We start from the raw sequence: 19082 nt of genomic DNA, 5'->3' as shown, positions 1-19082 counted from the left end.
GCACGTCAGAATATCTCAGGGAATTTACATGACTCGCCATCGCCGCGCGACCGGGCACTTTGCCCGTTTTGTCTGTGCTTTTCTTTTGTTATCACTCTTCTCTGTATCCCAGGCCATTGCTCAATCGGCAGGGTGTACGGCGCTGAATAACCGCACGTTTTCTACCGCGAACTTTTCAAGTCAGGCTTATCAGGCCAGCCAGTTTGATACCAGTGATACCTTAACGCTGACGTTTTCAGATTCTGGCGCCGGTGTGAACAGCGAGATGACAGATACGGACAGCTTTGGCCTGACGAATTATGCGCAGTCGACATTCTCAACCTACTACGTCACCGGCGGCACGGCAGGTACTCATTCTTATACCGTGACAGGGTCACAACTTGCGAGTGCGGGAGTTCGCTTTCGCATCACCACCAGCCACGGCTACCTGAGCCCTCTCAGCGTTTCCTGTACCTCACCGGTCAGCGCATCCACCGATGCCAGCCTCTCGGCGCTGTCACTTTCAACCGGTTCGCTTTCCCCGACCTTTTCCAGCGGGACAACCTCTTACAGCGCAATCGTCGCCAATAACGTGACCAGCATTACGCTGACACCAGTGACCACCGACAGCACCGCAACCGTAAAAGTGAATGGAACTTCCGTCACTTCCGGCAGTGCGTCAGGGGCGATCCCGTTAAGTGAAGGCAGTAACACGATCACCGTCACCGTGACGGCTGCCGACGGCACCACCACGTCCGGCTATTCTGTTCAGGTTCAACGCAACGGTTTAGCACCGGTCGCCGGTTCTGCCAGCGCCAGCGTGGCGTTTAACAGCACTAACAATACGATTACCCTGCCCCTTTCCGGTGGCGCAGCGACATTGGTGGCACAGGGTGCGGCACCTGCACACGGTTCGGTCGTATTCTCAGGCTCAACTGCCCTTTATACGCCGTTGCAAAACTATTTCGGTACGGACACTTTCACGTATACCGCCAGCAACAACTGGGGCACATCCGCGCCAGCGACCATCAGCGTGAATGTCGCCGCACCGGTAATTACACTGTCGCCTGTCACCTTACCTTCTGCCACATCCGGCACCGCTTACAGCCAGACACTGACGGCAACCGGCGGGTCAGGCAGCTATCAGTTCACGACCGGGGATGCGTTACCTGCCGGATTAACACTGGCATTAAATGGCGAAATTTCGGGAACGCCGACTGCAACGGGCAGCTTTAACATTACCGTCGTGGCGCATGATACGGCGAATGCTGCCACCGGAAACCAAAGCTATACGATAACCGTTAACGGGCAGGCACCGGTCGCGGGTGCGGTCAGCACCACAGTTGCCGGTAACAGCAGCAACAATGCCATTGTGCCGGCACTGTCTGGCGGCGTCGCAACGTCAGTCACCGTTACGACCGCACCGCTTCACGGCACGGCAACGGCTTCGGGTACCTCACTGAGTTACACCCCTGCGCCCGGATATTCAGATACCGACAGTTTCACTTACACCGCCAGCAATAACTGGGGAACTTCATCCGCTGCAACGGTGAATGTGACCGTAGCCAGCGTGACGCTCGGCTTCACGCCTGCGAGCGGCGCATTACCCGCAGCCACCGCAGGTACGCCGTGGTCGCAGATCATTACTGCCAGCAACGGCACCGCCCCATACACCTACAGCGCATCCGGCCTGCCTGCCGGACTCTCCGTCAGCGCCAGCACGGGTGAAATTTCCGGTACACCCGCCGCTTCCGGCACTTATACCATTCAGGTAAGTGCCGCGGACAGTCACGGGATCACCGGCACCGTAAACTACGCACTGACCGTTGCCGGACAGGCACCGGTGGTCAGTGCGGTATCCTCGAGCGTGGCGGCCAATACCAGTGAGAATCTGATCGAGCCGGTGCTGTCGGGCGGCGCAGTCACGTCACTGGCGATTGTGCAGCAACCCGCACACGGCACGGCGCGCATCCAGAATCTTAAAATCCGCTACACGCCGGTTGCAGGTTATTCCGGTAGTGACAGTTTCATTTACAGCGCTTCCAACAGTTTTGGCGCAGCACAGGCGACGGTCACGCTGAATATCACTGCCGTATCGCTGGCCTTTACGCCTGCCAGCGGCGCGTTGACCGATGGTCGCGCTGGCACGCCTTATCGCCAGATGTTCAGCGCAACCGGCGGCACGGCACCGTATCAGTACCGCGTGTCAGGGACATTGCCTGCCGGATTAACACTGAGCAGTGACACCCTGAGCGGAACCCCTTCCGCAGCGGGGAACAACAGCTTTACGTTGATCGCCACCGACGCCAGCGGCGTAACGGCTCAGGTCGCGTACACGCTAAACGTCACCAGCGCGCAGCCGGTGGGCGTCAGCCATGCGGCCTCCGTTCTGGCTGGCAAATCCGTGCGGGTAAACCTGACAGAAAATGCCACCGGCGGGCCGTTCACTGGTGCGCGTCTTGTCGATTCTCCGGCGGCAACGCTCGGCAGTGCGGCGCTGGAGCAAAGCGACAACAGTATTTATCTCGACTTCCAGACTACGGCTCAGGCTTCCGGCACGGTGGTACTGCGTTATGTGCTGCTGACGCAAGACTCGCAATCTGCGCCAGCGACCGTCACGCTGACCATCGCAGGACGTCCTGACCCGTCCAAAGATCCGGATGTGCTCGGCCTGGTCAGCGCGCAGATTCAGTCGGCGCAAAATTTCGCGCGTGCGCAAATCCGCAACTTCAGCGATCGTCTGGAAACGCTGCACAACCCGGCCAGTGCGCGCAGCGATATGAACGGCATCCGTTTCAATATGCCAGCGTCTAAAAAGGAACGCGGCAACGATGACACGCTGTGGGACACCGCATGGGAGCACAATCGTCCGCAGCCTGAACTGCCGCAACTGACCGATAAAAACGCCGCGCAGCATCCGCTTAAGGGTGCGAACTCGCGTATCAATTACTGGACCGGCGGATTTGTTGACTTCGGCCACTCAGGGAAAGACGGTGTGAGTTTCAGTCACACGCTGGTCGGCATCAGCACCGGCGCGGACTACCAGTTCACCCCGACTTTCACCGCAGGTATGGGGATTGGTTTTGGCAGAGACGTCAGTGATATCGGTGACAGCGGTTCCCGCAGCAACGGCCAATCCATCAGCTCGGCGCTTTATGGCAGCTATCATCCCAGCCGTTTCTTTATCGATGGTTTGCTCGGATACAGCCGTCTGGACTACGACAGCCGTCGTTATGTGACAGAAATAGATCAATTCGCCCGCGGCGACCGTGGCGGTTATCAGGTATTTGGGGCTCTGACATCGGGTTATGACTATCGTCTGCCCGACCTGCTGATTTCGCCATACGGACGCCTGCAATTGTCTCGCACCCGGCTCGACAGCTACAGGGAATCCAGCGCCGATGCCTACGATCTGGCTTTCGCCTCCCAGGTACTGAATGATGTGACCGGCGCGCTCGGCGTTCGCACCCAATACGCACTGCCACTGACGTGGTCGGTGCTGCGCTGGCAAAGTCGTTTCGAATACACGCAGGCTTTCAGCGATCCGGGTCGCGCCCGTCTGGGTTACGCCGATTCCGGCAATGATACGTGGAGTGCGGATGTCTACGGCGACAGTCAGGAAAATCTGGTGTTAGGCATGGGGCTGGATTTCCTGCTGCCGCATAACATCACGCCGGGCATCGCCTATCAGGGCACGCTCGGGCTGGATGAGGCACGCAGCCGCTCGCAGATGATCATGATCCGGGTGAATATCGGGTTCTGATAAGGAAGCCAGGCCTGTTTTTAAGTAACCGACTTATGTAACCGACATGGCTCCACCACACGACTACAAACCCAGAGGCCTGACTTCACGGATAAAATCAATCAGCAGGCGTAATCCGGTTGGCAACTGCCGGCGGCTGGAATAGTAAATGTAGAACCCTTCTCCGGCTGGCGCCCAGTCTGTCAGCACCAGCCGGAGACGCCCTTCTTGCACATAATGGGCGACAAGTGGCTCCGGCAAATACATCAGACCAGCCCCGCCGAGCACTGCAACCAGCCCGGTCTGGGCCTGATCGACCGTAACCGATCCCGGTACGGTGATTTGCAGAGCCTCGCCATTACGTTCCAGCTCCCAGCGGTAAATGCGGTCATCGCCAAGGCGATTGCTGATGCAACGGTGGTTCATCAGGTCGTCAGGATGTTCAGGTGTGCCGGACCGCGCCAGATAATCAGGGGAAGCGGCGATCACCCAACGGATATCCGCCGAAAGCCGCCGGGCAATCATGTCTTCAGGCACAGTGCCCCCATAACGGATACCGGCGTCAAATCCGGCATCGGTGACATCGATCAGCCGGTTGCTGGCCACGAGATCAATTTCCACATCAGGGTAGCGCGCCATAAAGGCCGGAATGACCGGAGCAATCAAAAGGTTCGCGGCTTCAACCGCTGCATTAATGCGGATCCGGCCGCTCGGCGTATCGCGAAACCTGTTGAGTGTCTCGAGCGCGTTATCAATCGCCTCAAACGGCTGCCCCACCGACGTTGCCAGTGCTTCACCGGCGGTTGTCAGGGTCACGCTTTTTGTCGTGCGGTTAAGTAACCGGACACCCAGACGGCTCTCCAGCCCTTTCAGCGCGTGGCTCAGCGCCGACGCACTGACACCCATTTCAACTGCCGCGCGACTAAAACTGCGGTGCCGGGCAATAGCCAGAAAGTAAATCAGATCGGCCACGTCAGAGCGGTTGGTTTGCATACGCGAAATACCTTTTTAGTTAACGCATTCCGCCTTATCCGCTCACCGTGATAATCGTCGCGCCAGTCTGCCCCGGGGGAGTTAAATTCCGCAAGGCGGTGTCAGCGCGGGCGCTGCGGCAGGCAGCGGCGGGATCACGCCATCGACAGGGTGTGGCAGATAAGGCGCTTCAAGTTCTTCAATTTCTGTAGTACTCAGCCGGAAGTTTAACGCACCAATGGCTTCAGCAAGATGTGCAGGTTTCGTCGCACCGACAATGGGTGCGGTGATCACCGGTTTCGACAGCAGCCAGGCAAGTGCTATGTGTGCACGGGATATGCCATGCTTCTGAGCAATACGCGCCACCACATCCACAACCGGCTTATCCAGCTCGGCGGCGTTCTGGTACATTTTCAGCGCAAAGGCGTCGTTTTCGCTGCGTGTTGTGTTCTCATCCCAGTCACGCGTCAGCCGCCCGCGAGCCATCGGACTCCAGGGGATAACACCCACGCCCTGATCCAGACATTGCGGCAACATTTCGCGCTCTTCTTCCCGATATAGAAGATTGTACTGCGGCTGCATGGACACGAAACGCGTCCAGCCATTTTTCTCCGCGGTATGCTGCATTTTGGCAAACCGCCATGCCTCCATCGATGAAGCGCCGATATACCGCGCTTTGCCCGCTTTCACGATGTCATGCAGAGCTTCCATCGTTTCCTCAACCGGCGTGCTGTGGTCAAAACGATGGATCTGATAGAGGTCAACATAATCCATACCCAGGCGACTGAGGCTGTCATCAATTGCCTGAAACAACGCCTTGCGCGACAGAAAACCGTTATTCGGCGCATTGCGCAACGGGAAAAACGCTTTGGTGGCAATCACCACTTCATCTCGCTTTGCCATATCGCGGATGGCGCGCCCGACAATCTCTTCCGAACTGCCGCCGGAATAAACGTTCGCGGTATCGAAGAAATTGATGCCCGCCTCGAGTGCCTGCCTGATCAGCGGACGTGAATCATCCTCTCCCAGCGACCAAGGCTGCGGCAACCGGTCGGGTTCACCGTAGCTCATACATCCGAGACACAGCCTGCTGACCTTCAGTCCGGTACGGCCTAAATTGATATATTCCATGTGCTTCTCCTGAGTTATATCAGTTACCGTAACCGGCAGAACTCACTGCGTGAAGGGCGTTTTAATGCATGGCGCATTGAGTAAAATTCATTAATGGCCGTAATTTGGGCTGATATCTGCCCTCACTTTTGCATTTTACTCAGCAGAAAGTCGATCAGGTTTTTGACTATTTTGGTCTTTCCGGTACTTTTCAGATAGTACAAATAGACCGGCGGATAGGTTTTCCTGCAGGACTTCATGGCAGGAATAAACTGTTCACTATTAGGTTGCAGCGCATAAATGGGTATAAACCATTGATACCCTAAAAAACACAATCAGGATCCACTATACTTTATAGTAAATTAAGCAACCCGCTGTAAAAGAAGAATAAATCCTCTGAACAGGTACACTATGAAAAACATCCTTATTTTTACTCTTGCGCTGAGCAGCGCGGTTGCCGCTCAGGAGCGGATCACGCCTGCGGCTCCCGTTTTTTCTATTTTTGAGCTGGGTATTCAGCAAGGAAAAACGGCCACTTACGAAGAGATGGCAAAAAAGAATATTACGGCTTCCATCGCTGACGAAGCGGGAACGCTGGGCATGTATTCCATCAGGCAGAAAGCCAACGTGAATATTGCTTATATGGTGGAAATTTACGCAGACAATGATGCTTATAAAAAGCATCTTGAGTCCCCACAATATAAAGCTTTTATTCAGAACACCCCGGATATTATTGAAACGAATCACAAGCGTAAGATCGATACTGTCCCTCAGTTTCTGGGCGATAAAAAAGTGGTACAAAATGATGCAACGATAAACAACTTCGTTATCGTCGATGTGAAACCTGAATTCAGCCAGGCCTTTAAAGACATCGTTCTTCCCGAAATGATGGAGTCGCTTAAAGTGGAAGATGGCGTACTGGCAATGTATGCAGCAACCGATAAAGAAAACAGCAACCGCTGGTATTTCTACGAGATCTACGCCAGTACAGCGGCTTATGAGGCGCACCGCCAGACCCCGCATTTCATCGACTACCTGAAACAAACAGCAAATATGACGACCAATAAAGAAGCCGTGCCCGTAAGCCCGGACCTTCTGCTGAACAAAGGGGGTTTAAGATTTACAAGGCCGTAAGGGATGTAACCCACTGCAACGCGTGAAATTTCTCTGGAAAGCGCACCTCATTTTCGCGGTTAGCCCGTTGGTTTAGCTTACTCAATTACGCTATAGTGCGCCCGCTGCGGCAAAATCCGCAGCCGGGTTTCGCAGCCTGAATACCACACCAGAAACACATATGTCATAATTATGTGTTGAGCTTCCCTGTACCTGTCAAACGCAGATATCGTGTTTGTACATTCAATGGTGGCTCAGGCAAGGCAACCTTCGGGTTGGCCGGGTTTCTGGTTTGTGCCGGTACTGCGAACCTTGTCTGAGCTACCACCAATAAGAGTTTCGCAGCTCTGGTGGTGGTTAAATTCACAAACCAGAGACTCCAAAAAATGAAACTATCACATCGCCCCACATTTCTGCCCTTCCGCTCTGCTGTTCCTGTGCTGTCCAAAACAGGAGCACTCCGTCATGAATAATCACGACTGGCATCAGGCAGATATCATTGCCGGATTACGTAAGAAAGGTACAACGATGGCCGCCGTCTCCCGCGCTGCCGGTCTGAGTTCCTCTACACTGTCTAACGCACTTTCAAGACCCTGGCCGAAAGGCGAGATGCTTATTGCGCAGGCACTGGATATGCACCCGAGCGCCATCTGGCCAAGCCGGTATTTCGATTCAAAGACGCGTGAACTTATTCAGCGGAAGGTGAGATCTGCAGGCGGCGTGTAGAAAGTTATAAAAAACCCCACACCCGCTTCTCAGCGAATATGGGGTTTTAGCAATCTAAGCGTTAATCCAAATTACATCTGGATCAGATGTTTGATTTTCACGTCTGGATTAGTATCGGCTGCGTAATCAACGCCGTTCAGGCCAAAGCCGAACAGACGCATGAACTCGCTTTTGTAGCCCGAGAAATCTGTCAGCTCAGGAATATTGTCATTGGTGACTTCATCCCACAGCTTGCCGACTTCTGCCTGCACTTCTGGCGCGATCTCTTTCAGGTCAGCGCGCAGACGGCCTTCGTTGTCGACCAGCGGCTCAGCGCCGTACAGGCTGTCTTTGTACAGACCGTAAACCTGCTCAATACAACCTTCGTGAGTGCCCTTCTCTTTCATCACTTTGAACAGCAGGGAAAGGTACAGCGGCATCACAGGGATAGCAGAACTCGCCTGAGTGACAACGGCTTTCAGTACGGAAACACGTGCGTCGCCGCCCTGCTCTGCCAGTGTGCTGCGGATATCCAGAACACGTTTGTCCAGATCCTTCTTCGCTTCACCGATAGAACCGTTCCAGTAGATGTCCTGCGTCACTTCTTCACCCAGATAGGTGAACGCCGTGGTTTTCGCGCCTTCAGCCAGTACACCGGCGGCTTTCAGATCGTCGATCCACATCTGCCAGTCTTCACCACCCATGACCGCAACGGTGCCCGCGATTTCTTCAGGGGTTGCCGGTTCCAGCGTGGTTTCGTTGATAGTTTCTTTATCGGTATTGATGCCACGAATGGTGACTTGCTTACCGATTGGTTTCAGGGTGGAGTTGAACACTTCACCGGTTTTCGGATGGGTACGGCGCGGCGCGGCCAGGCTGTAAACCACCAGATCTACCTGACCTAAATCTTGTTTGATCAGCTCAATGGTCTTTTGCTTCACTTCATCAGAGAACGCGTCGCCGTTGATGCTTTTAGCGTACAGACCTTTTGCGTCCGCAAATTCTTCGAAGGCTGCAGAGTTGTACCAGCCTGCGGTAGCGGTTTTGGATTCATCGCCCGGACGTTCGAAGAAGATGCCCAGCGTTGCTGCGTCAGAACCGAAAGCAGCTGAGATGCGGGCAGCGAGGCCGTAACCGGTAGAAGCACCGATCACCAGGACTTTTTTCGGACCGCCTTCGATTTTGCCTTGCGCGGTAACGTAGTCGATTTGTTCTTTAACGTTCGCCTTGCAACCTTCCGGATGGGCAGTAACACAGATAAAGCCACGGATGCGTGGTTTGATAATCATATAGACCTCATTGCAACTGTCTCAGTAAATTGGCCGATAGAATATAGGTTTGCGCCGTTTCAGGCAAAACCTGCTGCTTTTTCCCATCGTAAACAGACTTCTCTGAAGTAAAAACAGCGCTTATTTTACCCGAATGGATAAAAAACGAACCGCGATATCCTCTTTGAGAAAGTGTAATGCACTTCCCGTCTCACTCCTGCGCGGCATTCAGTATTTTCCGAAATTTTTGTGTCTGCGTTGTAATCCATGACTAATTTCCCCCGCCGCCTACCAAAATCCTAAACATGGGTTAGATTTAGAGGTTGTGTGATCTGCATCACACAAAAATATGACAACAATAATGAAATACAGGGAGCACTTGTGACTGAGAAACTCAACAGCGGGCAGGAAAGCGAGGCGAAGAAAACGCCGCCGCCGACCGAACCGCTGGTAAAAGTAATTGCGTTTATTGCCACCCTCGGTGGTTTATTGTTCGGCTACGATACAGGTGTGATTGCGGGCGCGCTGCTGTTCATGAAGCACGATCTGCATCTGACGTCGGTGACCACCGGTATGGTCACCAGTTTCCTGATACTGGGTTCTGCTATCGGCGCGGTCTTTGCGGGTCGGGTCGCTGACCGGTTCGGGCGCAAAAAAATCATTCTGGTGATGGCGATCATATTCATGGCCGGTTCGCTGGGTTGCGCCATGGCACCCAACGTCGTGCTGATGATTATGTTCCGCTTTATTCTCGGACTGGCCGTCGGCGGCGCGGCGGCGATTGTGCCGATTTATATTGCGGAAATCGTTCCTTCTAACCGCCGCTGGCAGTTCGTCACCTTGCAGGAACTGATGATCGTGTCCGGCCAGCTGATTGCTTACACCAGTAACGCGGCCATTAACGAAGTCTGGGGCGGCGAAACCACCTGGCGCTGGATGCTGGGTGTCGCCTGTGTTCCGGCGGTGATTTTATGGGTCGGTATGTTGTTCCTGCCTGACACACCGCGCTGGTACGCCATGCATGGCCGCTATCGCGAGGCGCGTGACGTGCTGGAACGCACCCGTAAAGCAGGCAAGGTTGAGAAAGAACTGAGCGAGATCCGCAGTTCCATGAGTTCTAAAAGCGAGAAACATTCCCGCCGCCAGAAGACGATTTCCGTCTGGATGAAACGACTGGTATTTCTGGGGATTGGTATCGCCATGCTGCAACAGCTTTCTGGCGTGAACACCATCATGTTCTACGCACCGACCATGTTGCAGGCCACGGGATTAAGCACTAACGCGTCTCTGATGGCGACCATCGCCAACGGAGTGATTTCGGTGATCATGACGTTTGTGGGCATCATGCTGCTCAGTCGCTTCGGGCGCCGTCCGCTGCTGCTGACCGGTCAGATCGGCTGTACCCTGACGCTGCTTGCCATCGGATTAGTCACCTGGCTGATGCCGGAAACTGTCAACGGCCATCCCGATGCGGTTCGCAGCTATCTGGTTCTTGGCGGTATGCTGATTTTCCTCTGCTTCCAGCAGGGCGCGTTGTCGCCTGTTACCTGGCTGCTGCTGTCGGAAATGTTCCCGATGCGCATCCGCGGTATGGCTAACGGCGTATCAGTCTTTGCTATGCAGATGACCAACTTCTCCATCGCCTTTATGTTCCCGATCATGCTGGATACCATCGGACTGACGATGTCCTTCTTCTGCTTTGCCGCCATCGGTGTCGCAGGGGGCATTTTCGCGATCATCTTCGCACCGGAAACGCAGGGCAAAACGTTAGAGCAAATTGAGAAACACTTCAAAAAGCACTTACAGGATGACCCTGCTCCGCAGGAAGCAAGAAGTTAAGGCTGTGATGTCATAACCTTACCGGTCAGGCTTTGGTCTGGCCGGTAAAATATGCTAAGAACAAAGTGTCATATTTGACCTTTTCATCCCTGTTTACACAACGCTTATGCTAAAACTGCATCTTTATTCGCCAAGAGGTTCAAATATGACACTTTCCGTCATATAATGAGATAACTTGCTTAATTTCTCACCGACCGAGCCTGATAGAGTCAAATATGACCCCGAGCAGCGTAGAAACTTTCCTCTCTCAGCTTTCCGAAAATGAAAGGCGGTTATTTATTGAACGGCTAAGTGCCGTTCAGCGTCTCCCTTTTGAGCCATCCGGGCTGACAGCACTCATCATTCAAAAGATGAAACAACAAAACATTACCTATCAGGAAATGGCTCTGCAAATTGGCGTATCTTTATCAACTTTTAAAAGAATAGTTGCAGACCCTGCGGGTTCGAAAACTATCAATCTCAATGCCTTACTAAAAGAACTCGGGATAAATGTATGGCTCGAGAAATAGAAGTATGGTTGTACGATGAAGCCGCCGGCATATTGAGCGAGCTTGAAAACAAGTATGAATTTTCGTATTTCACCGGCTATGCGGGTCCCGCCCTCTCCATCAGTATGCCGGTCAGAACAGAGCCTTACATAAGTCAGGACTTACATCCTTTCTTCAAAGGATTGGCACCTGAAGGGTGGTTGCGCAAGCGCTATTCAGAAATCCAGAAAATCGACTCAAGGGACTTATTCGGATTACTCATGCATAACGGTGATGATTTGCTGGGTGCCATCGTGATTAAAGAGAGGAAATCGTGAACTCAGAACACTGCCTGATCAATTTAAGCCGATTGAAAGGTGTCGAAATTGGGAGCGGATATTCCAGAAAAGGCATCAAACAATTACTTCTACATCCCAAAATGATGCCAGATTTACCTTTTACACGCAGACAGTTTATTCAGGAACAGCCAAAGCATCAGAAAGGCATGAGCATATCGGGCTATCAACCAAAACTATCATTAGCCATTGAGGATAATGAATTTAGGGTGGTAAGCAATGATGGGACGTACATACTGAAACCCTCTCCGGAAGAGTATCCTCATCTCGCCGAAAATGAACACGCGACAATGACTGTAATGGCTCGCCTCAAATTCAGGGTTCCCCCTTTTGGCCTCGTCCGTTTTCGGAAAGAGGATGAAGCGCAACAGTGTGAGCTGGCCTTTGTGATAAGAAGATATGACCGCGGACAGACTGGTGAAGACCGAACGCATCAGGAACAGCTCGATGGTGCGATGGGAATTAATGATAAATATGGCACTATCAACGATAAAAAAGCGATCAGTTACCAAAGAGCCGCCCGTTTTTTGCTGGATAATCTGGGCAATAATCTGACGAATAAACGCGATATTTTTCTGCGCATCGTTTACGCCTATGTACTCGGTAACAACGACTTTCACCTGCGTAATTTTGGCATTTTGCTACCCCGAAATGCTCCAGCTTCACTTGCTCCTGTTTATGACTTTATCAGCGTTGTTCCTTACCCCGCAGCGTTTGGCGAATATCTCGCGTTGCCACTTCTCGAAAGGGAAGAAAACGATCAGGATAGCGCCCCGGGCCTTGACTCACCTTACGGCGAGTATACAGGCGCTGATTTTGTTGCCCTGGGTGAAGGGATCGGGATCCAAAACCCGCTCGCCAGAAAATGGTTAGCTGATGTCATCAGGAGCCACCAGCTCATTATTGATACTTACCATGAAAGTCATATGCCTGAAGAACAGCGTGACAAAGTTCTGGAATATGTTTCCCGCAGAATGCACCTGCTGGAGGTGATGGATTTACCCTGAACGATCAGGAAAACAATTTCCAACTCCCTTATTCACCCAGCTCAATACACAAGTATTTCATTTCCAGATAATCGTCCATCCCGTGACGTGACCCTTCACGCCCCAGGCCGGACTGCTTGATCCCCCCGAACGGCGCGACTTCGTTGGAAATCAGGCCAGTGTTAATGCCCACCATGCCGTATTCCAGCGCTTCCGGCACGCGCCACTGACGCGCTGCGTCACGGGTAAAAATGTATGCGGCAAGGCCAAACTCTGTATCATTTGCCATCGCCACAGCCTGCGCTTCATCGGTAAAGCTAAATACAGGTGCTACCGGACCAAAGGTTTCTTCACGCGCAAATTTCATCGCTGAGGTAACATTTCCGATAACTGTCGGCTGGAAAAAAGTTCCGCCCAACGCATGCGGCTGCCCCCCGGTCAGTAACGTGGCGCCTTGCGATAACGCATCTTCTATATGTTCCTGCACTTTGCTGACCGCAGCCTGGTCGATAAGCGGCCCCTGCGTGATGCCGGATTGTGTGCCATCACCCACGTTGAGTTTTTCCACTTCTTCGACCAGTCTGGCGATAAGCGCCGGATAAATGCCCTGCTGGACATAGATCCGGTTAGCGCAAACGCAGGTTTGCCCGCTGTTACGAAACTTCGAGGCCATGATCCCGGCCACAGCACGCTCCAGATTGGCGTCATCGAACACAATAAAGGGTGCGTTACCGCCCAGTTCCAGCGAAAGTTTTTTCACCGTCGGCGCACTTTGCGCCATCAGGATGCGCCCCACCTCAGTCGAACCGGTAAAGCTCAGCTTGCGCACCACCGGACTGTCGCACAACACCTTGCCCGTGGCCTGCGCTGAACCGGTGATCACCTGCAAAACGCCCGCCGGAATACCGGCTTCCATCGCCAGTTGTCCAAGCGCTAACGCAGTCAGGGGTGTCTGTTCGGCTGGTTTAACAATCATTGCGCAACCCGCAGCCAGCGCCGGTGCCGTTTTACGGGTGATCATCGCCGCAGGGAAATTCCAGGGTGTGATGGCCGCACACACGCCAATCGGTTGTTTCAGAACCAGCATCCGCTGCGACGCCTGCACAGGAGCCAGCACGCTGCCTTCGACGCGTTTGGCTTCTTCGGCAAACCATTCGATAAAGGAAGCGGCGTAGACGATTTCGCCCCGCGCTTCCGCCAGCGGTTTACCCTGTTCCGCCGTCAGCAATGCCGCTAAGTCGTCAGCGTGTTCCAGCATCAGCTGTGCCCATTTCTGCATCAGCGCAGCGCGTTGTTTTGCCGTCTTGTCTTTCCAGACTCGCTGCGCCTGTTCTGCATACACGATGGCCTGCGCCGTTTGCGCCGTGGTGATTTGCGGAACGTGACCTATTACCTTTCCGTTTGCCGGATTAATCACATTGTCGAACTCACCGTTTTCACTGTCATACCATTCGCCATTAATGAGGCACTGCTGGCGCAGAAGGCTTAGATGTTTGAGTTGCATAGGTTGCCTCAGTCAGCCAGAACGCGGGATAAAATCGCCAGTGCGTCTTTAAACTGGGCGTCGGGAATGGTCAGCGGATACAGGAAGCGGATCACGTTACCGTGTACGCCACAGCTCAGCATCAGCAAACCGGCATCCAGCGCTTTGCGCAGATACTGTTTAGTCAGCTCAGCAGATGGTTTTCCGGTCGCGGGATCGTTAAATTCGGCAGCGACCATCGACCCGCGAGCGCGGACATCCACCAGCGCCGGGCATGTCGTTTTGGCTTTTTCCAGCACTTCCACCAATTCCGCTCCTAACCGGCTTGCGCGGTCACACAATTTTTCTTCTTCGATGATGTCGAGCACAGCAAGGGCTGACGCCACTGCCAGCGGATTACCTGCGTAAGTTCCGCCCAGACCTCCCGGCTCAGGTGCATCCATCAGCTCAGCGCGTCCCGTTACGCCGGATATCGGGATCCCGCCGCCGAGGCTTTTCGCCATCGTGACGATGTCTGGTTTAGCATCCGGATAATAATCCGAAGCAAACATTTTGCCGGTACGGGCAAAACCGCTCTGGACTTCATCAGCAATCATTACAATGCCGTGGCGGTCGCAGATTTCACGCAGCCCTTTTACGAAATCTTCCGGCGCAATATTGAAACCGCCCTCGCCCTGCACTGGCTCATACATAATTGCTGCAACTTGCGAAGGGCTAATATCACTGCGGAAAATACGCTCGATGCTGTCGAGTGCGATTTCAGTGGTGACGCCATGCACGGCATTTGGATATTGCGCATGGAAAACGGAGGCAGGGAAAGGACCGAACCCGACTTTATAAGGTACCACTTTGCCGGTCAGCGCCATGGTCAGCAGCGTGCGTCCGTGGAAAGCGCCGGAGAATGTCAAAATGCCAGGGCGGCCGGTTGCCGCGCGGGCAATTTTAACCGCGTTTTCTACCGCTTCCGCGCCGGTGCTGAAAAAGGTCGTTTTAGCTTTACCATTGACCGGAGCAATCGCATTGATGCGCTCTGCCAGATTCACAAAGCTGGCGTACGGGACAATCTGATAGGCCGTATGCGTGAAAAGGTCGAGCTGTGTGCGGATCGCTTCAACAATTTTCGGGTGACGATGCCCGGTGTTCAGCACAGCAATCCCGGCAGTAAAATCGATGTATTCCCGTCCCTGCTCATCCCACAGCGTGGCATTTTCCGCCTTCGCCGCGTAGAAATCACACATCACGCCAACACCTTTTGGGGTCGCTTCTTTACGGCGTTTTTCCAGTTCACTGTGACTCATCTTTCGCTCCTGCATAAAGGTTGATGTTTTATAGATTGCCGGTTGCAAGATGAACAATTTGACGAAATAGCAATCCGTTCTTGTGTTTTATCGCGCCAGCGGTTCTATAATCCAGAACCAGTTTGAATTATTTTGAGGTACCACTTTTGCGTTCACTGCTTTCTGACCTCATTTCGCAACGCCTGACCGGCCTTTCCGACACGTCTAAAGGCACGTTGAATAAGCGCGTATATCAGGCGTTACAACAGGCAATTTTCGATGGCAGTATCACGCCAGGCAGCCGTTTACCGGCTTCGCGTGATCTGGCGAAAGAGCTGGATATTTCGCGCAATACCGTGCTGGCGGCGTATGACCAATTGCAGGCGGAGGGTTATATTCAGACCCGTACCGGAAGTGGGACTTTCGTCACATCTGATTTGCCCGAGGACGGTGTAATTGCCGATAAAACTGCCCGATATTTTTCACCAGTTCGCAGTCATGTTGCGCTTTCCAAACGTGGCACCCGGTTGCTGACGCGCACAGGCGTTGCCTCGCAACAATGGGGCGCGTTCATGCCGGGCGTACCCGACGTGACCAAATTTCCACATGAAATCTGGCGCAAAATTCATAACCGCCTGAGCCGCCGCCTGCACCCGGAATTCCTGACTTATTCCCGCCACGGCGGATGCCCGCAGCTGCAACATGCACTGGCGGATTATCTTCGTGTTGCACGTTCAGTTGATTGCACGGCTGACCAGATCCTGATCACCACAGGCACGCATCAGGCGCTGGATCTGCTGGCTAAAATGCTCTGCGACCCCGGCGATACCGCATGGATTGAAGAGCCCAGCTACTGGGGAATTCGTAATGTATTGACCATTAATGGCGTGGATATTCAGCCGGTTCAGGTAGACGACAACGGAATGGATCCACCGGACAATCCGCCTGACAATCCGTCTAAAAAACCACCGGATTGCCGTGTGCCGAAACTGATATGCGTGACACCGTCACATCATTATCCACTCGGCTCGGTGATGAGTCTGGCAAGGCGCCAAAAAATTCTCGCAATGGCCAGTGAGCAAGGCAGCTGGATTGTGGAGGATGACTACGACAGTGAATTCCGTTACTCGGGCAGTCCGATCCCGGCACTGCAGGGACTGAGCAGCGATGCGCCTGTGATTTACGTCGGAACATTCAGCAAGACGCTGTATCCCGCGATGCGCATCAGTTACATGGTTCTGCCCCGCCCGCTGGCATCACGCCTAAAAATTGCGCATTCAGAACTGTACCGCGGGGGAAATGGACTCACGCAACTGACGCTGGCGGAATTTATTCGCGAAGGACATTACGCCGCGCACATTCGTAAAATGCGGCTGATTTATGGTAAACGCCGAAATGCGCTGACCCGGATAATTGGACAGGAACTTGGACCAGAATATCTGTGTGAAGACAGCAATGCCGGACTTCATCTGATCCTTTCGCTGCCGGATTTTATTGATGATGTGGCGCTGAGTGCAGAGCTTGAGCAACTTAATATCTTGACCCGCCCTCTCTCAGCTTATTATTTGCGCCCGGCTATGCGTCGCGGATTGTTGCTCGGTTATGGCTGTGTACCTGAGGAAGAAATAGAAACTGCATTCAGGCATATCATCGAGTGTCTGCGACGTCGGTTGCTTTCCTCTGGTACAACCGGGCCAGAGGTAAGTCAGTAAATCTCAATCCCATAATCATGTGATTGCGTGATTTTGACCTGCTCCCCGTTGATTAGTACACCCCGATGTTAGTAATGTCTTCATAAGCCACATGAGGACACCCCCATGAAGAAGCGTTTTTCCGACCAACAGATCATCAGTATTCTCCGCGAGGCTGAAGCCGGGGTATCCGCCCGGGAACTCTGCCGCAAGCACGCTATTTCCGATGCCACGTTTTACACCTGGCGTAAAAAGTATGGCGGCATGGAGGTGCCCGAGGTTAAGCGCCTGAAGTCGCTTGAGGAAGAGAACGCACGACTCAAGAAGCTGCTGGCCGAAGCCATGCTGGATAAGGAGGCGCTTCAGGTGGCCCTGGGCCGAAAGTACTGACGACAGACCAGAAGCGCGAAGCCGTGGTGTTGATGTGTGATGCGACCGGTCTGTCGCAACGTCGTGCCTGCAGGCTGACAGGTTTGTCCCTGTCGACCTGCCGTTACGAAGCGCAGCGTCCGGCATCGGATGCGCATTTATCCGGGCGCATCACCGAACTGGCGCTGGAGCGCAGGCGTTTTGGTTACCGCCGCATCTGGCAGCTGCTGCGCCGCGAAGGGCTTCATGTTAATCACAAGCGAGTATACCGGCTCTACCATCTGAGTGGACTCGGCGTAAAACGCAGACGTCGTCGTAAAGGGCTGGCAACAGAACGTCTGCCGCTGCTCCGCCCGGCAGCGCCGAATCTGACCTGGTCGATGGATTTTGTCATGGATGCGCTGGCCACCGGTCGCAGGATCAAGTGCCTGACCTGCGTGGATGACTTCACGAAGGAGTGCCTGACGGTCACCGTTGCCTTCGGGATTTCAGGCGTGCAGGTCACGCGTATTCTGGACAGCATTGCGCTGTTTCGTGGCTATCCGGCGACGATAAGAACCGATCAGGGCCCGGAGTTTACCTGCCGCGCGCTCGATCAATGGGCCTTTGAGCATGGCGTGGAGCTACGGCTCATTCAGCCCGGCAAGCCGACACAGAACGGATTTATTGAGAGTTTTAACGGACGCTTTCGCGATGAATGCCTGAATGAACACTGGTTCAGCGACGTCAGCCATGCCAGGAAAACCATCAGTGAATGGCGTCAGGATTATAACGAGTGCCGCCCGCACTCCACGCTGAATTATCAGACGCCGTCTGAGTTTGCGGCGGGCTGGAGAAAGGGTAATTCTGATAGTGAAGGATCCGACATTACTAAGTGAGCGTTGTATCTAATCCTGGGGGCAGGTCAATTTACAATTCTAAGAGCATAGAATTAAAAAATCATTGAATCCCATTATCTTGTAATCAGCCAAAAATCTTTGAATCCTGATACTTTCTGCATCCTGAAATCATAAGATAAAAATGTCAGGATTTTACAATCACAGAATCTCTGAATCTTAAGATTTCGGCTACTTACATCCTATAATCTTGTGATTACATAATCCCATCCTGACCACACAGAATCACAGGATAAGAATCCTAGCATCCTATAATCCCTCCTTAATCTCAGGATTATATAATCCTCACCTTCGCCTATAGAATCTCATATTCCTGAAATACGGACATGAAATCATATAATCCTGAAATCCCGTTATAATCCTGAGATTCTAAAATCCTTTTATATTGAGTCGGTAATTATAATTAAGTCATTGATATACTTAGCATGATTATATAATCTCATAATCCTCATATCCACACATAATCCCATAATCCTGTAATCACCTATTCAGCTATAATCTCAGGATGATAAAATCCCAGTATCCTACCCACGATCTGGCTGCTACAAAAACACTAATACGGGATGTAAAAATCACAGGATTCCATCATCTCAGAATGATACTTAAGTATCATGTGATTCTGGGAGGTTAGAATCCGGGTATGCTATCAGTGTTCCGCTTCGAATATTTTAAAGATCAATCCTGTAATCCTGACGCTTCTCGAATCCTGAAATCCGACAGATCATATCATGCTATCTCCGGAGCATAAGATGTTGAGATGTTGAGATGTTGAGATGTTGAGATGTTGAGATGTTGAGATGGTGAGATGTTGAGATGGTGAGATGGTGAG

14 protein-coding genes and 1 pseudogene are annotated in these 19082 nt (G+C 52.9%); 9 read left to right on the top strand and 6 right to left on the bottom strand.

Annotation, left to right across the window (positions count from 1 at the left end):
• Nucleotides 1-28 precede the first annotated feature (28 nt).
• The gene (locus UC15_RS05010) at nucleotides 29-3742 is read left to right on the top strand and encodes an autotransporter domain-containing protein (RefSeq protein ID WP_112287417.1); all 3714 of its coding nucleotides are present in this window, start codon (nucleotides 29-31) and stop codon (nucleotides 3740-3742) included.
• A 63-nt stretch (nucleotides 3743-3805) separates the two neighbouring features.
• Here UC15_RS05010 and UC15_RS05005 read toward each other — a convergent pair whose 3' ends face one another.
• The 3 genes and pseudogenes from UC15_RS05005 to UC15_RS25910 all read right to left on the bottom strand — a co-directional run.
• Nucleotides 3806-4714, bottom strand: a complete 909-nt coding sequence (locus tag UC15_RS05005) for a LysR family transcriptional regulator (RefSeq protein ID WP_112287416.1) — start codon at nucleotides 4712-4714, stop codon at nucleotides 3806-3808.
• Between the two features lie 81 nt (nucleotides 4715-4795).
• Nucleotides 4796-5824: an aldo/keto reductase gene (locus tag UC15_RS05000; RefSeq protein WP_112287415.1), complete on the bottom strand. Its 1029-nt coding sequence runs from the start codon at nucleotides 5822-5824 to the stop codon at nucleotides 4796-4798.
• A gap of 122 nt (nucleotides 5825-5946) precedes the next feature.
• Nucleotides 5947-6114 (bottom strand): annotated as a pseudogene (locus UC15_RS25910) (LysR family transcriptional regulator); the annotation flags it as partial.
• A gap of 100 nt (nucleotides 6115-6214) precedes the next feature.
• Here UC15_RS25910 and UC15_RS04995 point away from each other — a divergent pair.
• A complete protein-coding gene (locus tag UC15_RS04995) occupies nucleotides 6215-6937 on the top strand; it encodes a putative quinol monooxygenase (protein WP_112287414.1) in 723 nt (240 codons plus the stop codon).
• A 444-nt stretch (nucleotides 6938-7381) separates the two neighbouring features.
• A complete protein-coding gene (locus UC15_RS04990; protein WP_112287413.1) occupies nucleotides 7382-7642 on the top strand; it encodes a helix-turn-helix transcriptional regulator in 261 nt (86 codons plus the stop codon).
• 71 nt (nucleotides 7643-7713) lie between these two features.
• On the opposite strand, the gene fabV is transcribed toward UC15_RS04990, so the two are convergent.
• Complete coding sequence (gene fabV / locus UC15_RS04985; RefSeq protein ID WP_112287412.1) at nucleotides 7714-8910, bottom strand: enoyl-ACP reductase FabV; 1197 nt, start codon at nucleotides 8908-8910, stop codon at nucleotides 7714-7716.
• A 306-nt stretch (nucleotides 8911-9216) separates the two neighbouring features.
• Between fabV and UC15_RS04980 the strand changes: the two genes are divergently transcribed.
• The 4 genes from UC15_RS04980 (at nucleotide 9217) to UC15_RS04965 (ending at nucleotide 12558) form a co-directional block, all read left to right on the top strand.
• Nucleotides 9217-10728, top strand: coding sequence for a sugar porter family MFS transporter (locus tag UC15_RS04980; protein ID WP_255563907.1), 1512 nt, complete (start codon nucleotides 9217-9219; stop codon nucleotides 10726-10728).
• Between the two features lie 215 nt (nucleotides 10729-10943).
• Complete coding sequence (locus UC15_RS04975; protein WP_112287411.1) at nucleotides 10944-11237, top strand: helix-turn-helix transcriptional regulator; 294 nt, start codon at nucleotides 10944-10946, stop codon at nucleotides 11235-11237.
• Nucleotides 11222-11533 carry a HipA N-terminal domain-containing protein gene (locus tag UC15_RS04970; protein ID WP_112287410.1) on the top strand — a complete coding sequence of 104 codons (312 nt, stop codon included), beginning with the start codon at nucleotides 11222-11224 and terminating at the stop codon, nucleotides 11531-11533. Before UC15_RS04975 ends, UC15_RS04970 begins: the two co-directional genes overlap by 16 nt.
• Nucleotides 11530-12558, top strand: coding sequence for a type II toxin-antitoxin system HipA family toxin (locus tag UC15_RS04965; protein WP_112287409.1), 1029 nt, complete (start codon nucleotides 11530-11532; stop codon nucleotides 12556-12558). The genes UC15_RS04970 and UC15_RS04965 overlap by 4 nt, the downstream gene beginning before the upstream one ends.
• A gap of 28 nt (nucleotides 12559-12586) precedes the next feature.
• Here UC15_RS04965 and UC15_RS04960 read toward each other — a convergent pair whose 3' ends face one another.
• The gene (locus tag UC15_RS04960; RefSeq protein ID WP_112287408.1) at nucleotides 12587-14041 is read right to left on the bottom strand and encodes an NAD-dependent succinate-semialdehyde dehydrogenase; all 1455 of its coding nucleotides are present in this window, start codon (nucleotides 14039-14041) and stop codon (nucleotides 12587-12589) included.
• Between the two features lie 8 nt (nucleotides 14042-14049).
• Nucleotides 14050-15318 carry a 4-aminobutyrate--2-oxoglutarate transaminase gene (locus UC15_RS04955; protein WP_112287407.1) on the bottom strand — a complete coding sequence of 423 codons (1269 nt, stop codon included), beginning with the start codon at nucleotides 15316-15318 and terminating at the stop codon, nucleotides 14050-14052.
• A 146-nt stretch (nucleotides 15319-15464) separates the two neighbouring features.
• On the opposite strand from UC15_RS04955, the gene UC15_RS04950 reads away from it, so the two are divergent.
• Complete coding sequence (locus UC15_RS04950) at nucleotides 15465-17009, top strand: PLP-dependent aminotransferase family protein (RefSeq protein WP_112287406.1); 1545 nt, start codon at nucleotides 15465-15467, stop codon at nucleotides 17007-17009.
• Nucleotides 17010-17114: 105 nt separating this feature from the next.
• A protein-coding gene (locus tag UC15_RS04940; protein ID WP_112287405.1) for an IS3 family transposase occupies nucleotides 17115-18235 on the top strand; the annotation gives its coding sequence in 2 pieces (ribosomal slippage) (nucleotides 17115-17373 and nucleotides 17373-18235; 1122 coding nt in all).
• Nucleotides 18236-19082: the final 847 nt, after the last annotated feature.

The sequence above is a fragment of the Rahnella sp. AN3-3W3 genome, assembly GCF_003263545.1.
Lineage (GTDB): Bacteria > Pseudomonadota > Gammaproteobacteria > Enterobacterales > Enterobacteriaceae > Rahnella > Rahnella variigena.
This window is presented reverse-complemented; position numbering and strand designations above follow the sequence as displayed.

Excerpts from the sequence above, each read along its gene's own strand:
- UC15_RS05010 (WP_112287417.1), top strand. The coding sequence starts at position 29 with ATGACTCGCCATCGCCGCGCGACCGGGCACTTTGCCCGTTTTGTCTGT.
- UC15_RS05005 (WP_112287416.1), bottom strand. The coding sequence starts at position 4,714 with ATGCAAACCAACCGCTCTGACGTGGCCGATCTGATTTACTTTCTGGCT.
- UC15_RS05000 (WP_112287415.1), bottom strand. The coding sequence starts at position 5,824 with ATGGAATATATCAATTTAGGCCGTACCGGACTGAAGGTCAGCAGGCTG.
- UC15_RS04995 (WP_112287414.1), top strand. The coding sequence starts at position 6,215 with ATGAAAAACATCCTTATTTTTACTCTTGCGCTGAGCAGCGCGGTTGCC.
- UC15_RS04990 (WP_112287413.1), top strand. The coding sequence starts at position 7,382 with ATGAATAATCACGACTGGCATCAGGCAGATATCATTGCCGGATTACGT.
- fabV (WP_112287412.1), bottom strand. The coding sequence starts at position 8,910 with ATGATTATCAAACCACGCATCCGTGGCTTTATCTGTGTTACTGCCCAT.
- UC15_RS04975 (WP_112287411.1), top strand. The coding sequence starts at position 10,944 with ATGACCCCGAGCAGCGTAGAAACTTTCCTCTCTCAGCTTTCCGAAAAT.
- UC15_RS04970 (WP_112287410.1), top strand. The coding sequence starts at position 11,222 with ATGGCTCGAGAAATAGAAGTATGGTTGTACGATGAAGCCGCCGGCATA.
- UC15_RS04960 (WP_112287408.1), bottom strand. The coding sequence starts at position 14,041 with ATGCAACTCAAACATCTAAGCCTTCTGCGCCAGCAGTGCCTCATTAAT.
- UC15_RS04955 (WP_112287407.1), bottom strand. The coding sequence starts at position 15,318 with ATGAGTCACAGTGAACTGGAAAAACGCCGTAAAGAAGCGACCCCAAAA.